Raw genomic sequence first — 16,017 nt, forward strand, 5'->3', positions numbered from 1 at the left:
GCCTTGCTCATGGTGTCGGCACCGCCGGCTCCGGAAGTGAGACCCAGGCGCTCGGTGTTCCCCAGCCGACGGCGTTGCGTGCGAGCACCCGGACCGAGAGGTTGCTCCCGGGCGCCACCGACAACGTCGTCGAGAACACGTCGCCGTCCACGTGCCCGGCCTCGTTGTCGGGGTCGCTGCTGAGCTGCCACGCGTACCGGTCGATGGGTCGGCCGTTGTCGTTGGGCGCCTGCCACGTGACCGTGACCGTACCGTCGGGGTTCAGGACGGCGGTCGGAAGAGCCGGCGCGTCCGGAGCGGCGGGCGCACCCGGTGCCGCCGAGCTCGTCACCTCGGGGCTGCACCCCGCGACGTTGCACACCCGGTAGGAGACCGTCACCGGGTCGGTCGCGCCGTAGACGGTCGGCGCCGGGCTCGACCGCCACGGGCCGCCGTCGATGCGGTACTGCCGGACCGTGATCGGCGACCCGCCGGCGTCCCCGTCGGCGTAGGCGATGGTGACCTGGTCGAGCGCCCCGGTGCTCACCGAGACGGCCGGGGCGGCCGGCAGCGTGACCACCTGGACCTGCGGCAGCGCCAACCAGTCGCCGGCAAGGCCCCGGGAGTTCCACGCTCGGACGCGCGCCGTCGGGCTCGGTCCGCCGACGAGGTTCGACACCGTGATCGACTGCGCGACCCCGACCCGGGACGAGATCCCGTTGAGCTCGACCTCGTACTCGGCGATCGTGACGCCCACACCGCCGGCGTCGGCCGGCGGCCTCCAGGAGAGGGTGACCGAGCCGGTGCCCCAGGGAACGCCCGTCGGTCCGGGGTCGATCGACGGGGTCGTCGGAGCCGTCGGCTGGCTCCAGGTCTCCCCGGTGTCCGAGCCCCACGGCGACGCGCCCGCCTTGTTGGTCGCCCGGACGGCGACCTGGTACGTGTGCCCGCGCTCGGCGGGCGAGATCACGTACGTGAGCGTGGCCGCGTCGAGCGCGACCGGCGAGCCGTTGTCGACCGAGATCTCATAGCCCCGGACGGCGTCGCCGTGAGCGTCGGGAACGGCCCACGACACGTTGATCTGCGGACCGGTGGCCCCGGCGCTGCTGCGCGTGGCCGTCACGACCGGGGCGTCGGGCGCGGCTGCGGGGATCATGGGCAGCGACGAGTCCGACCAGGGACCGGGGTCGGGCGCCTTGTTGTGGGCCCGGACGCGGACCGTGTACGCGGTGCCGTTCTTGAGGCCGGTGAACGTGTAGCTCGTCGTCGCGGAGGTGACCGTCGCCGAGCCGGACGGGGGAGTCGGCGAGATCTCGAGCGTGTAGCTGGAGATGGGCGAGCCGGTCGAGGCCGGAGCCGACCACGTCGCGCGTACGGAGGCGGCGCCGAACTCGAGCGTCGGAGCGGTGGGCTGGCCGGGCACCGCGTCCGGACGGGCCGGTGCGGAGCTCGGGCTCGGGTCGGACCAGTCGACGACGTTCTGGGCGGCGACCGTGAACGTGTACTCGGTGTCGTTGGTGAGGTTGTCGATCGTGCAGGTCGTGCTCACGCAGCTCCGGACGATGTTCCCGGGGTTGGCGACGACGCGGTAGCCGAGGATCGGCGCACCGCGGTTGTCGGGCGCGTCCCACGACAGGACGACGGTCTTGTCCCGGATCTCCCCGATGCGCGGGGCCGTCGGCGTCGCGGGCTTCCCCCGTACGACGGTGACGATCCGACCCTCGACCTCGCGGTCGGGGTCCCCGGTGACGTCCCGGACGCGGAACCGCGTGACCATCTCCCCGATGAAACCCGCCGCGGGGCGGACGCTCACCGTGCTGGACGTCGCGCTGGCGGTGCCGGCGCCCGGCGTCTCGACCGTGGCCCCGACGACCGTCAGCGGCGAGCCCGGGAACGGGTTGTAGGCGTTCTCCAGCACCTGCACGGTGCTCTCCCTGCCCTCGACGCCGTCGAGCTTCACGTCGAGCACCTGGGCGGTGCGACGCGTGCTCGCGATCACCCGCAGGTCGATCGTCTGGTCGAGCGAGCCGCTGCGGCCGTAGCCGATCTTCAGGGAGAGCTTGTCGGTGCGTCCCTTGGGCGTCGACTGGTCGGCCGCGACCCGCAGGAACGTGCCGTCCATGGTGGCGGTGAACCCGGCCGGCGGCGCGGAGGTCAGCTGGTAGGAGTACCGCGTCTGCGACTGGTCCTCCGTGTCACCCTCCGGGCCCGTGGTGAAGGACCGCAGGTCGACGGCCAGCGGCGCCTCGCCGGGGGCCACGTCGATCGTCGACGGCGTGAACGTCGGCGGATGGTCGTCGACCGCGTAGACGGTGATCTGCAGCGTGATGATCGACGTGCGCGCCGACGCGTCGGTGGGCCCGGACGCGTCCGTGACCGGGACCGTGATCGAGGCGGGTCCCGCGTAGCCGGGCGCCGAGGTGAACTGGAGGGTCTTCTTGTCCTTCAGCAGGTCGGTGCGGTCCGACTTCGTGGCGCTGAGGCCCGCCGGGTCCGCGACGGTCGGCGTGCGACCGGGCGCGACCTGCACCTGCTCGTCGAGCGGGATCAGCAGCTGGGCGCCGGAGGCGACGCGGAGCGTGGGCGCCTTGGGTCGCGGGGTCGGCGGGAAGAACCCGAGCGCGGGGACCGTGATGAAGGCGTACGAGGCCGCCGCGGGAGACAGGCTGTTGGTGAGCAGGAACGGCACGGTCTGGGCGTGGTCGACGAGCGTGACGACGACCTTGCCGCCGACGACGGAGGCCACGTCCGCGAGCGAGCCCGGCACGGAGACCACGAGGTCGCTGAGCGGGCCGCTGGGGTTCTGGGCGACCGCGAGCACGTCGACCGTCACCTCGGTGCGGCCGAGCGTGTCCAGGGCGCTGACGACCACGTCGCGGGCGATCGGCGGCAGCACCCGGGCGTCGGGCGAGACCGTCACCGTGAGCACCGCGGAGTCGCGGCCCCCACGGTCGTTCTCCACGACGTACCCGATCTGCAGGACCGTCGGCGTGGCCGGGGCCTGCACGATGATGCGTCGCCCGTCCACCTGGGCCTCGGTGTCCGGGGCCATGTCGAGCTCGGGGTCGAGCGTCAGCTCCCCGCCCCCGGAGTCGACGTCGTTGGCCACCACACGCACCTCGACGCGCTGCCCGGGCTTGACGGTGACCAGGTCGTCGCGGGCCGTGACGGTCGCCGAGCCGGTCGGGCGCGGGGCGATGCCGACGCGGATCTTGGCGACCGCGCGCTGCCCCGTCCAGTCCTCGACGGCGTAGGTGAACTCGTCGGTGTCGAGCTCGCCGGGCAGCGCCTGGTACTCGAGCCAGTCGGGCCCGACGGACGTCACACGACCGTGGGTCGCGCCGGAGGCGACGCCGAGCAGGGTCACGCCGTCGCCGTCCGGGTCGATCCCGATGAGCGGGATCTCGATCCGCACCTTGTCGCCCTCGAAGACGCGGGCCGTGAGGTCGCGCGGGCGCGGCGGGGCCTTGGTGCTCGCGTCCGACTCGTGCACCCGGACCGTCAGCGTCGCGGCGGTGCGGTTGCCCGTGGCGTCCTGGACCTCGAACGTCGCGTGCGCGGTGAGTGCGGTCGCGGGGGCCTGGTAACGGAGCACGTCGCCCGAGACGAAGAGCAGACCCTGACCGGGTTCGAGCTCCTCGGACAGCTGCGGGACCAGCGTCGGCCGGTCACCGTCCGGGTCGTAAGCGCCCTCGAGCACTGGGATCGTGACGACGCCGCCGGTGCGCACGTCGACCTCGACGTTGGGCACCACGGGAGGTTGCGACGACGCCGACGCGGGCACGGGTTGGACGACGATCTCCCCGATCGCCGACGACTGGCCGTTGGAGACCGAGTACCGCAGGACGACCGACGCGGTGAGCGTACGGTCGCCGCGGATCTGCACGAGGCGGTGGTCGAGGACGGCGACGCGCAGGCCCGACCCCTCCGGGGCGTCGACCGACTGCAGGACGAGCACCTTGCCGGCGGGGTCGGAGTCGTTCTCCAGCGGGTCGATCGTGACCTCGCCGCCCGCGGGCAGGGAGGCGCGATCCCGCACCGCGACCGGCGGGGCGGCCGTCTCGGGCCACTCCTTCACGTCGATGCGGGCGAGCCCGGTGGCCTGCTGCGGCGAGGCAGCGACGAGGAACGAGACGTAGTAGCTGCCCGCGCGCGCGGCGCTGAAGGTGAAGGTGCCTCCCTGCAGGTCGCTCGTCACCGTCGCACCGACCACGTCGTCGACCCCGGCCAGGCGCGGCGGCTCGCTCGACGAGCTGCGCACGGAGTCGAGCGGGTGCAGCGTCACGGGCATGTCCACGTAGGTGACCGCGAACACCGGGTCGATCTGCGGTGCCAGCGAGCCGCCCGGGCGCACGTCGACGTCGAGGACGCCCTCGGTCGTGCTCGTGCCGTCCGAGACCTGAAGCGTCACGCGGGTGCGGCCGAGCGTCGGCCCGTCGGCCTTGAACGTCAGCGTCCCGTCCTGACGGAAGCGCACCGACCCGGCCGCCGCGTCGGCCGACGCCCCGACGAGCAGCAGGTCGTCGCCGTCGGGGTCGACGAAGTCGGCGAGCACCTGGTGGTCGGCCTGGCCACCCTGCTCGACCGTCACGGAGCCGGTCCGCAGCTGGCGTGGCGGCTCGTCGGACCCCGCGGCGTGGACCGTGAGCACCACGTGCGCCGTCGACGGGGCCGTGGTGCCGTGCCCGTCCGTGATCGTGTACGTGAAGTCGATCGAGCCGACCGCCTCGGGGACGACCTGCACCTGCAGGGCCCGCCCGCCGTAGATCGACTCGACCGTCCCGAACTCGGGTGGCACGGGGTCGAACTGGGAGATCGCGAGGATGCCGCAGTCCGACGACGAGTCGTTGTCGACGACCGGCAGGATCGTGGTGCGGCCCGGGCGGACGCCGAACTCGTCGTCGGCGGCCGTCGGAGGCGCCGACTCGTTCGAGCACTCGGTGACCAGGTCCTGCGTCGTGTCGGAGCTCTGCGACTCGTCCTTGGTCTCCTCGGGGTTCTCCTGCGGGACGACGTCGTTCCAGTTCGGCACGCGCAGGTCGGTGTCCTGCAGCGGCATCCAGAGCCGACCGCGGAGCGTGTCGTTCAGCACGACGACCTGGCGGTTCACCCGGAACTTCAGCGCGTCCGTGCTCGACATGTCCTCGAGGTCGCTGACGTGCGCGACCGAGTTGTCGCAGAGCTGGAGGTACGACCCGGTCCCGGTGGCCCAGGCGCCGTGCGCGCACGTGCCGACGCGCACCGGCTCGGCCGGCTTGCCCGACCCCCCGGTCGCGTGCTCCACCAGGTCGCCACCGCCGAGCGGGACCTCGATCAGCTCGGTCGTGCTCGCGACCAGCACCACGGACGACGCCGGACCGGGCTGCTGCAGGCGCAGACCGTCGCCCGGCACCTCGACCGTGCCGTGCGGCGTGCGCAGCGTGCTGCCCGACAGCGTGACGGCCTGGTCGCCGACCGCGGTGATCTGCTCGATCTCGCCGGCGCCCAGGCTCCCGGCGGTGGACTTCTGCAGCGACCCGTCGGAGAGGTCGAGGCGCGTCACGGCCCCGTCCTTCGCGTCGACGCCGAGCACGGCGCCGTCCTGGGCGACGACGACGCTGCCGCCCTCGCCGAGCTCCAGGTCGGGCGTGTCCGTGCCGATCCGCAGGCCGTCGAGGTCGCCGATCGCCCGCACCCACGCGTTGCCGTCGTCGTCGGTGATCGCGACCGTCCCGCCGGCCATCCGCACCTCGGTCCCGGGCGTCGCCACCTGCGTCGTGACGGTCACCGACGCCGGGTCGACGACCGAGACCTGGCCGGGCTCGACGAGCAGGATGTCGCCCTCGTCCTGCAGGACGTCGAAGCTCGTCCCCTCAGCGACCAGGCCGCCGTTGAGCTCCTCGACCTTGGCGTTGTACCGGCCGAGCTGGCTCTGGCTCGTCGCCGTCAACCAGACGGCGCCGTCGTTGAGGTCGAGCCGGGCGAGCGGGAAGCCCTGGTTGACGAAGGCGAGCACCGCGATCAGCACCGGGACGGTGACCACGGCGGCGGTGGTCGTCACCTTCGTGCGCGCCCGGGCGAACCTCACGGCGCACACCCCTGCGCGGGGGTGGCCGACGAGCGCCGGTCCTCGCGCACGATCGACACCTCGATGCAGACCTCACCCGTGCCGCCGTCGGAGGGCACCGTCGTGGTCGGCACGTCGATCAGCGCGAGCTCGGGCTCGCCGGTGGCCTCCAGGACGCCCCACAGGTACCGGTCGCCGTCGTGCGGCTCCGGGTTCTCCCAGGTGAACACCACCGAGCCGTCCGGCTGCCGGGTGCCCTGCAGCGAGTGGGGCGCCGGGACGACGTCGTCGATGGAGGTCGGCGCCGGGTCCGGGACGAACTCCGGGCCCGCGCTCGGCGGCCCGGACGGGGTGTCGTCGGCGCGCAGCGCCACGGCGCCCAGCGTCGCCACGGCCGCCAGCACGACGAGCCCGGACACGATGCCGACGATCGTCCGGGTCCGCCGACGACCGGGAACGTCGACCTCGTCGGCCGCCTCGGGCTCCTCGGGCGCGACGAACCGCGGCAGCTCCGGGCGCGGGGCGGTGGCCGTCGTCGCCGTCGGGGCCGAGGAGACGGTGGTGATCGAGCGGACGCGGGTCGCCTCGTCGGCACCCGGGACGAATCCGGTGGACGACTGCTGCGCCGGAACCTGCAGCGCGTCGTGGGGAGCCACGCTGACGATCGAGCGGAGACGCGTCGCATCGTCGTCGACCGGCGGCGCACCCGTGCCGCGGTCGCCCGGGCCCGGCTGGTCGCGCGGGGCGGCGAGCGCCTCCTCGGTCAGGTCCAGGGGCGTCACGGGCAGGCGCAGGTCGACCTCCACCTGCTGCAGCGCCCGGGCGACCGCGGCCGCGGAGTCGTAGCGGCGCGCCGGCACCTTGGCCATGGCCCTCTCGAGCACCTGCTGGAGCGCGGGCGGGACGTCGTCGCGCCCGGTCTGCGGCAGCGGGGACCGCTCGATGCGGGCGACCAGCTGCTGGGCGCTGTTCTGGCCGCCGGCGATCTCGAACGGGGTGCGGCCCGCGAGCAGCGAGTAGATCGTCGCGGCGAGCGAGTACACGTCGGAGCGCTCGTCGCCCGTCGGGTGCTCACCGAGCAGCTCGGGCGGCGACCACGGGATCGACATGCCCACGGTCGCGCCGCCGCCCTGACCCGTCGTTGCGGCGATGCCGAAGTCGGTCAGCGCGGGCCAGCCGAAGTCCGTGGTGAGCACGTTGGCGGGCTTGATGTCGCGGTGCAGGATCCCGGCGCGGTGCGCGGTCTCGACCGCCGACGCGAGGCGGATGCCGATGCGCAGCGCCTCGGGGACCGAGATCCGCTCCTGCCGGTAGCGGTCGGCCAGCCCGGGGCGCGAGCAGTACTCCATGACGAGGAACGGGCGGCCGTCGGCGGCGATGGCCGCGTGGTAGATCGTCACGATCGACGGGTGGTGCGACAGCTGGGCCATGAGGTTGGCCTCGGTCTGGAACCGCGCCCGGACGTCGTCGTCGAGGCTCCCTGCGAGCAGCACCTTCACCGCGACCTCGCGGCGCGGGAGCTGCTGCTCATAGAGGAAGACGTCCGCGAAGCCACCCAGACCGAGCACACGGACGGGCTCGTACCCCGGGAGCTGCGGCGGGGTGGAGGCTTCGCGGCGTGCGGTCACGAACCCCGCTCCAGGGAGAACGTCACGCCGTCGCCGAGGTCGACGAGCTCGTCCAGACCGACCACGCTCGGCTCGCCCGGGTGCAGGCGACGGGCGCCCTCGCCCGGCCGCGCCACGTGCACGCCGTTGGTCGAGTCGAGGTCGGTCACCAGGACGTGGTCCCCCTCGACGCGCACCTCGGCGTGCGTGCGAGAGATGTCCTGCTGGGGGCTGGGCACGGTGATCAGACGGGGCAGCTCGCGGTTGGAGACGCGCGCGACCTGCGGCGCGCGACCGAGCAGCACCGCGCGGTCCAGCGGCACGACCAGACCGGTCGAGAGCACGAGCCTGGCCGGGATCGGAGCACCCTCGGGCGCACGGAACGGGGCCGGCATGTCGTCGGACGCCCAGGACGGCAGCTGGTCGCGGATGTCCGCCAGGTCGGTGGACAGGATCGTCAGGCCGTCGTGGTCGTCCAGCGACGCCCCCGTCAGCGGGACGGTCGGGCCGCCGCCGGTGCCGTGCTTCTCGTCGAACGCGGAGTCGGACAGGAACGCCTCGGCGGCCGCGACGACCCCGGACGAGTCGCCGTGCTCGCGGACCGGGACGAGGGCGACGGGGTCTGTGTCTGTGGTTGGGGCGGCCTCGTCGCCGGGCGACGACGGCACGTCGGGAACGTCGAGGACGGCGTCCGGCTGCTCGTCGGCCGCGACCGGCTCCACGACCTGGGCGGGCACGATCGCGACGTCCTCGACGCCGCCCGCGCCCTCGTCCGAGACGGACAGCTCGATCCGGACCCGCGACGCGCGCACGACGCCGTCGGCGACCGGAAGGGTCGGCGCGTCGACCGGCGCGTGGTCCACCTGGACGGCGACCGAGCCGACACCGTCGAGGACCCGCTCCGTCCACGTGCTGACCTCACCGGAGCGCAGCGTCTCGAGGCGACCGTCCAGGTCGACGACGACCTCGACGTCACCACGCAGGGCGGCGTGCACGCGGCGCTTGTCCACCGACACGAGCGCGAACGGGGGCAGGCCGGCGAAACCGTCGCGGGCGAGCAGGGCCAGCGCCGCGAACACGCCGTCGCCGGTCTCCTGCCACAGGTCGCGGACGGTGGACTCGGCCGCCGTCGGACCCAGGAGCGCCACGAACCCCGGCCGCACGATGGCGGTCCACTCGCCTGCGGAGTACTCGGGAACGCTCATGACTGGTCCTCCTCGTAGGGCTTGCTCGTGTCGCTCGGCGACTCGCCCGGCGCGTAGAACCGCGGGACGGTGGCGCCGTTGAGCATCTCGTCCCACAGGTGCGGACCGCGGTCGGCATCGACCCGCGGGACGGTGATGTGCACGTCCTCGTGCGCACCCGACGAGGTGGCCACGTCCACCACGACGGCGCTGACGTTGTCGCGGGCGCCGTGCTCGAGCGCCAGTCGGACCAGGAGGGCGGCCGCGTCCTGCGGGTCGCTCGTGCCGACCAGGACCTCCTGCAGCGCCGCCTCACCGAGCTCGCGCGTCAGCCCGTCCGTGCAGATCAGGAGCCGGTCCTGCAGGCCCGCAGGCAGCAGCCAGTAGTCAGGCTCCGGTGCGTCGCCCGTGCCCAGCGCGCGCGTCAGCACGTGCCGCTCGGGGTGCGTCTCCGCCTCGGCGACGTCGATCTCGCCGAGGTCGATGAGCTCCTGGACCACCGAGTGGTCCACGCTGACCTGCTCGAGGGACTCGCCGTCCCAGCGGTACACGCGGGAGTCGCCGACGTTGAAGACGAGCCAGTAGGAGCCGCCGTCGTGCTCGGTCACGGCGACGCCCGCGACGGTCGTGCCGCCCTGACGCCCGCCCGTGAACTCGGTGCGGATGCGCGCCGCGGTCCGCTCGAAGCAGGCGTGCACGTCGTCCGCGCTGGCCGCCGCCTGGCCGGCGAGCTGCGCGAACTCCTCGACGGCGATCCGGCTGGCCAGGTCGCCGGCGTCGTGACCGCCCATGCCGTCCGCAACGAGGAACACCGGCGGGTAGGCCAGGAGCGCGTCCTCGTTGACGTCGCGAACGCGTCCGCGGTCGGTGGCCGAACCCCACGACGTTCGCACTGCGGTCCCCCCAGCTGTTCGCGCGACGAGGTGACACCCGATCGGGTGCCTCCAGTCATCATCGGCGCACATCGTCCCCTACCTGAGCCTCAGGTACACAACGAGCGGCCACCCTGTGGTCAGATGCCCAGCTGGTAGACACCCCAGTAGGCGAGCACCACGAGAAGGATGCCCGAGCCAACCACACCGCCCCATAGGACCAAGGTCCGCAGGACGCCGGGCGCCGGGCGTGCACCGGCACCCCGAGCCCGACGGTACTGCCGCACGAGCAGCACCGCAGCGACCACGACGGCGATTCCGAGGACGCGGACGAGGATCCAGCCGCCCTGCACCACGAGGTCGTCGCGCTGGTAGTTCAGGGCGAGCCGGGCGATCGAGACGATGTACCAGACCAGTGCGACCAGCGTGACGATCGCACCGACGCCGACCGCGACCAGCCGAGGCAGGATGCCGTGGGCGAACCGGTGTCCCACCGGCGCGTCGCCGCGCACGGTGACCGCCTCGATGCCACGGGCAACCCCGACCGCGACGGGTCCGAGCAGGATCAGCAGCACGGCGAGCCCGAGGAGCACCAGCACCACGTCGCTGTTCCAGACCGGGTGCGGCACCGGCGCGGCGAGGTACGTCTGCACCGGCTGGTCGCCGGCGACGCGCGGCTCGGATGCCGCCGTCCCGGGCAGCCCGAGGATCCAGCCCGACAGGTCGTCGAGGAACGCGGCGTCCACGACCCCGTCCACCCGGATCCCGTGGTTGGCGCCCGCGTAGTACCGCACGGTGATGTCGCTGTTCTCGGCCAGGGCGGTGTCGTCGATGATCTGCTGGGCGCCCTGGATCGTCGGCATCGAGATGTCGCCGGTGCCGTAGACGACGAGGACCGGTTGGTGCATGCGGCGCTGGTACGGCGTGACGTCGAAGTCGGCGTACTCGAACCCACCGCCCGGGATCGACATGCCGACCGCGCGCGGGATCGCCCGGAACACCCCGTCCGGCACGCCGGTGTTGCGCAGGTAGGAGTCGACCGCGAACGCGGCCTGCTCGCGCGGCGGGACCACCGGCGACGACACCTGGACCACGAACGCGACGTCCGGGTGCTCGGCCGCGAGCACCGGCGCGATCCAGCCGCCCTCGCTCTCGGCGTACAGGCCCACCTTGTCCGGGTCGACGCCCGGGTAGGACTGCAGGAACTTCACGGATGCGGCGTAGTCCTCGGCCATCGCGGGGTAGTCGCGGTGGCGGGTCGTGTACGTGTCGAGCCGCTTGTTGGGCACCATCGCGACGATGCCCGAGGCCGCCAGCGCCTTCGCCTGCGCGAGGAACGCGATCTTGTACTCGCCCGTGCCCGCACCGTGGATGAACACCACGCCCGGCTTCGGCTCGTCGAGCCCGACGGGCTCGCTGATCCGCGCGTCGATCGTCGTCCCGTCCAGCTGGACCGTCACGACCGTCGTCTTGACCTCGTACTTCCCGACCGTCCCCGCGTTCCCGATCGCGGTCGACGCCGTCTGCACCTGCAACGGGTCGGTCAGCGGGGTCGGGTCCCACTGCGGCCCGAGGATGGACCCCAGCACCGCCAGCACCACGACGCCGACCACGGTGCTCGCCGCGATCCCCAGAGCGGACCGGGTCCGGCTACCGCTCTCGGGCGCACGCGAGGTCCCGCGCGGCGCGTCCGACGTCTCGGGGCTCGACACCACCGACGCGCTCGACGTCTCGACGTCCTTCTTCAGCATGTCGTCTAGAAGCCCATCTTCCCGAGCTGCTTGGGGTCACGCTGCCAGTCCTTGGCGACCTTGACGTGCAGGTCGAGGTAGACGCGCGCGCCGAGCAGTGCCTCGATCCCGCGACGCGCCTCGCTGCCGACGTCGCGCAGCCGGGCACCGCCCTTGCCGATGATGATCGCCTTCTGGCTGTCGCGTTCGACGAACAGGTGGACGCGCACGTCGAGCATCGGCACCCCGCCCGCGGCCGGCTCGTCGCGCGGCACGATCTCGTCGACGACGACCGCCAGCGAGTGCGGGAGCTCGTCGCGCACGCCCTCGAGCGCAGCCTCGCGGACCAGCTCGGCGACCATGACGGCCTCGGGCTCGTCGGTCAGCTCGCCCTCCGCGTAGAGCGGCATCCCCTCGGGCAGGTGCCCGATGAGGACCTTCTCCAGGACGTCGACCTGGTAGCCGCCGACCGCCGAGACCGGCACGATGTCGGCCCACTCGCCCAGCTCCTGGACCTGCATGAGGTGCTCGGCCAGCTTGCCCTTGCTGACCAGGTCCGACTTCGTCACGACCGCGACGACGGGCGTGCCCCGGCCGTCGCGCGCGAGCTCGGTCATCTGTTCGGCGATGAACCGGTCGCCCGGGCCGACGCGCTGGTCGGCGGGCAGGCAGAACCCGACCACGTCGACCTCGGTCAGCGTGTCCTTGACCAGCGCGTTGAGCCGCTCGCCGAGCAGCGTGCGCGGCCGGTGCAGGCCAGGGGTGTCGACGAGGATCAGCTGCGCGTCGGGGCGGTGCACGATGCCGCGGATGGTGTGCCGCGTCGTCTGCGGCCGGCCGGACGTGATCGCGACCTTCTGGCCGACCAGCGCGTTGGTCAGCGTCGACTTGCCGGCGTTGGGTCGCCCGACGAAGCAGGCGAAGCCGGATCGGAAGGTCATCGGGTTGCTCCGTGGTTGTCGGACGCGGGGTCACGTGTGGAACCCGCGCTGTCCTGCTCGTCGTCGGGCTCGGGGCCGACCTTGCCGATCTGGCTCACCAGGACGGTGGCCAGCCTGCGACGCCGACCCTCGACGCGGTCAGCGACGAGGTGCAGCCCGTGGATGTCCCCGGCGGACCCGAGCAGTGGAACTTTACCCAGTGCCTTGGCCAGCAGGCCGCCGGCGCTGTCCACGTCCTCGTCGTCGACCTCGATGCCGAACAGCTCGCCGAGCTCGTCGCGGCCCAGCCGGGCCGGCACCCGGAACACGCCGTCACCGAGGTCCTCGACCACCGGTGCGGTCGGGTCGTGCTCGTCGGTCAGCTCGCCGACGATCTCCTCGAGGGCGTCCTCGATGGTGACGAGGCCCGCGATCCCGCCGTACTCGTCGACCACCATCGCCATGTGCGACGACCCGTCCTGGAGCTCGCGCAGGAGCTCGTCGACGGGCTTGGACTCGGGCACGAACACCGCGGGCCGCGCCAGGGAGCTGGCCGGGGCGTCGAGCATGGCCTGCTGCTCGTTGTTGTTCGAGCGGCCGGTGGGTGCGATCGGCAGCCGCCGCACGACGTCCTTGAGGTACAGGACGCCGGTCAGGTCGTCGACCGACTCCCCCGTCAGCGGCACGCGGGAGAACCCCGACCGCAGCAGCAGGGCGAGCGCCTTGCGCACGGGCGTGTCCTCGGGCGTGGTGACCATGTCGGTGCGCGGGACCATCACCTCGCGCGTGAGCGTGTCGCCCAGCTCGAGGACCGAGCGGAACATCTCCCGCTCCTCGTCCTCGATCACGTCCGACTCGCTGACGCGCTGGACCATGTCGCGCAGCTCGTCCTCTTCCTCCTCGGCCGACCCCGCGGTCGGCCGGCCCACCGCACCGAGCCGCCCCGCGACCGCGGTGACCGCGGTGAGCGGCCACGACAGGGCCGTGAGGGTGCGGGCCGGGTGCCGCCGGCCGAGCGTGCGCGGGCTGGCCCGCACGAGGAGGAACGCGACCAGGCCGCACAGGGCGACGGAGATCAGCAGGACCGCCCACCAGGGCAGGTCTCCCGACCCGACGGCGAGCGTGATGCAGACGGTCGCGGTCATCTCCGTGAGGAGCCGCACGAACGCGGCCGCGGCGGCGACCCGGCTCGGGTGCTCGGTCAGGGCACGCACCCGCCCGGCGGCGGGGTGCCGCTCGGCGACCAGCTCGGAGACCGCCGCGCGCGACACGCGCACCACCGCGATCTCGCCCGCCGACAGGGCCGCGGCGGCAGCGATGCCGAGGACCGCCAGCAGGACGAGCAGCGCGGCGGGGACGTCGGTCATCGCGACGCCAGGAACGTCAGCAGCAGCTGGCGCTGGAGGGCGAACATCTCCTTCTCCTCGTCCGGCTCGGCGTGGTCGTACCCGAGCAGGTGCAGGAGCCCGTGGGTGGTGAGCAGCAGGAGCTCCTCGGCGGTCGAGTGCCCGGCGGCGCGCGCCTGCTGGGCGGCCACCTCGGGGCACAGGACCACGTCACCGAGCAGGCCGACCGGGGACGGCTCGCCCTCACGACCGGGGCGCAGCTCGTCCATGGGGAACGACAGGACGTCCGTCGGACCCGGCTCGTCCATCCACTGCACGTGCAGGTCCGTCATCGCGTCGGTGTCGACCAGGCGGATCGAGACGTCGGTCTGCGGGTGCACGTGCATCGCGTCCAGCACGTACCGCGTCAGCGCGGCGAACTCCGCCTCGTCGACGTCGTACCCGGACTCGTTGTTCACATCGACGCTCATGCCGCTCTCAGTTCCTGTCCCAGCGCGCGTACGCGTCGATGATCTCGCTGACCAACCGGTGCCGGACGACGTCCGACGAGCCGAGGCGGCAGAACGCCACGTCGTCGACACCCGAGAGCACCTGCTCGACCACCCGCAGCCCCGACGTCGTCGCCGACGGCAGGTCCACCTGCGTGACGTCCCCGGTGACGACCACCTTGGACCCGAAGCCCAGGCGGGTGAGGAACATCTTCATCTGCTCGACGGTCGTGTTCTGCGCCTCGTCGAGGATGATGAACGCGTCGTTCAGGGTCCGCCCGCGCATGTACGCCAGCGGTGCCACCTCGATGGTGCCGGCCTCCATGAGCCGCGGGATGGCCTCCGGGTCGACCATGTCGTGCAGCGCGTCGTACAGCGGGCGCAGGTACGGGTCGATCTTGTCGGAGAGGCTGCCGGGCAGGAACCCGAGCCGTTCGCCGGCCTCGACCGCGGGCCGCGTGAGGACGATGCGGTGCACCGTGCGGTCCTGCAGCGCCTGAACGGCCTTCGCCATGGCGAGGTAGGTCTTGCCGGTGCCCGCCGGACCGATGCCGAACGTCACCGTGTGCCGGTCGATCGCGTCGACGTACTCCTTCTGCCCGGACGTCTTGGGCCGGATGGTGCGCCCGCGGCTGGACAGGATGTTGAACGAGAGGATGTCGGCCGGGCGGACCGTCGACGCCGCCGTGAGCATGGTCACCGAGCGGGCCACGATGTCCGGGGTGAGCGGCGTGCCGCTCGCGGCCATCTCGACGAGCTCGTCGACGAGCCGGGAGACGAGCGCGACGTCGCCGACCGGACCTGCCAGCGTGACCTCGCTGCCCCGCACGTGGATGTCCACCGTGGTGAAGCCGGTCTCGATCGCGCGAAGGACCTCGTCCTGGAGGCCGAGCAGCTCCACCATGGAGATGTCCGACGGCACGGTGATCCGGTGCTCGACGCGAGCCGGCGCACCGTGGGCGCGGGCTGGGCGTGCGGGGTTGGGCGTTGGTTCGGCCATGTGCTCGGCGTGCGCCGTGGGCTCCTTGTCAGCGATGTGTTCGTGCAGGGTGCAAGTCTACGAGCCCTGGCCCACAAGAGTCCCCGTCATACCCAACGTCCCAGCCGCTGCGCGAGGATCGCGATCGCGACGGGTCCTGCCGTCGAGGTGCGCAGCACGTGCGGACCCAGCCGGACCGCGCCCGCGCCCGCATCGGTCAGGCGGGCGAGCTCGACCTCGCCGATCCCACCCTCGGGCCCGACGACGACCAGGCACTCCCCCGCGGTCGGCAGCGCGACCTCCGCGATCGGGGCTGCCGCCTCTTCGTGCAGGACGAGCACGACGCCGCCGGCGGCGACCACGGACCGGATGCGCTCGGCGAGCGCCCGGCCGTCCAGCGCGACCTCGACGTCGGGCACGCGGGCGCGGCGCGACTGCTTCGCGGCCGCCCGCACGGTGCCCAGCCAGCGCGCCCGGCTCTTGGTGGCGCGGTCGCCCCGCCACACCACGATCGAGCGCTCCGCCTGCCACGGGACCACCGCGTCGACGCCGACCTCGGTGGCCGCCTCGATCGCCATCTCGTCGCGGTCGCCCTTGGCCAGCGCCTGCACCAGCACCAGCGGAACGGCCGGCGCGGGCTCGACGACGACCTCGGTCACCGCGACGGCCACACCGTCGGCCGTCACCGCGTCGACCACGCCGACGAGGCGCACCCCGGCACCGTCGACGACGTCGACCCGCTCACCGGGGGCTCGTCGCTGGACGACGCCGGCGTGCCGGCCCTCCGTACCGCCGAGCAGGTACGTGCCACCGGCGACGACGTCCCGGAGGCTCCCGGGGTCGGCCAGGAAGACGGGCGCGCTCAT

10 protein-coding genes are annotated in these 16,017 nt (G+C 73.0%); all 10 read right to left on the reverse strand.

Annotation, left to right across the window (positions count from 1 at the left end; all coding sequences use genetic code 11):
• Positions 1-7: 7 nt before the first annotated feature.
• Positions 8-6,046, reverse strand: a complete 6,039-nt coding sequence (locus AC1DZC_RS06920; RefSeq protein ID WP_477042709.1) for an Ig-like domain-containing protein — start codon at positions 6,044-6,046, stop codon at positions 8-10.
• Positions 6,043-7,653, reverse strand: a complete 1,611-nt coding sequence (locus AC1DZC_RS06925) for a serine/threonine-protein kinase (RefSeq protein ID WP_477042710.1) — start codon at positions 7,651-7,653, stop codon at positions 6,043-6,045. Before AC1DZC_RS06925 ends, AC1DZC_RS06920 begins: the two co-directional genes overlap by 4 nt.
• The gene (locus AC1DZC_RS06930; protein ID WP_477042711.1) at positions 7,650-8,837 is read right to left on the reverse strand and encodes an FHA domain-containing protein; all 1,188 of its coding nucleotides are present in this window, start codon (positions 8,835-8,837) and stop codon (positions 7,650-7,652) included. The genes AC1DZC_RS06925 and AC1DZC_RS06930 overlap by 4 nt, the downstream gene beginning before the upstream one ends.
• Positions 8,834-9,709: a PP2C family protein-serine/threonine phosphatase gene (locus AC1DZC_RS06935; RefSeq protein WP_477042712.1), complete on the reverse strand. Its 876-nt coding sequence runs from the start codon at positions 9,707-9,709 to the stop codon at positions 8,834-8,836. Before AC1DZC_RS06935 ends, AC1DZC_RS06930 begins: the two co-directional genes overlap by 4 nt.
• Before the next feature lie 119 nt (positions 9,710-9,828).
• Positions 9,829-11,439, reverse strand: coding sequence for an alpha/beta hydrolase family protein (locus AC1DZC_RS06940; RefSeq protein WP_477042713.1), 1,611 nt, complete (start codon positions 11,437-11,439; stop codon positions 9,829-9,831).
• A gap of 5 nt (positions 11,440-11,444) precedes the next feature.
• Positions 11,445-12,359, reverse strand: coding sequence for a GTPase Era (gene era / locus AC1DZC_RS06945; protein ID WP_477042714.1), 915 nt, complete (start codon positions 12,357-12,359; stop codon positions 11,445-11,447).
• Positions 12,356-13,705, reverse strand: coding sequence for a hemolysin family protein (locus tag AC1DZC_RS06950; protein ID WP_477037934.1), 1,350 nt, complete (start codon positions 13,703-13,705; stop codon positions 12,356-12,358). The genes era and AC1DZC_RS06950 overlap by 4 nt, the downstream gene beginning before the upstream one ends.
• Positions 13,702-14,154, reverse strand: a complete 453-nt coding sequence (gene ybeY / locus AC1DZC_RS06955; RefSeq protein WP_477037935.1) for an rRNA maturation RNase YbeY — start codon at positions 14,152-14,154, stop codon at positions 13,702-13,704. Before ybeY ends, AC1DZC_RS06950 begins: the two co-directional genes overlap by 4 nt.
• Positions 14,155-14,161: 7 nt before the next feature.
• Entirely contained in the window at positions 14,162-15,172 is a 1,011-nt protein-coding gene (locus AC1DZC_RS06960; RefSeq protein ID WP_477037936.1) for a PhoH family protein, read from the reverse strand.
• Between the two features lie 86 nt (positions 15,173-15,258).
• A complete protein-coding gene (locus AC1DZC_RS06965; protein WP_477042715.1) occupies positions 15,259-16,017 on the reverse strand; it encodes a 16S rRNA (uracil(1498)-N(3))-methyltransferase in 759 nt (252 codons plus the stop codon).

This window comes from Cellulomonas sp. P2_B4 (assembly GCF_056404795.1).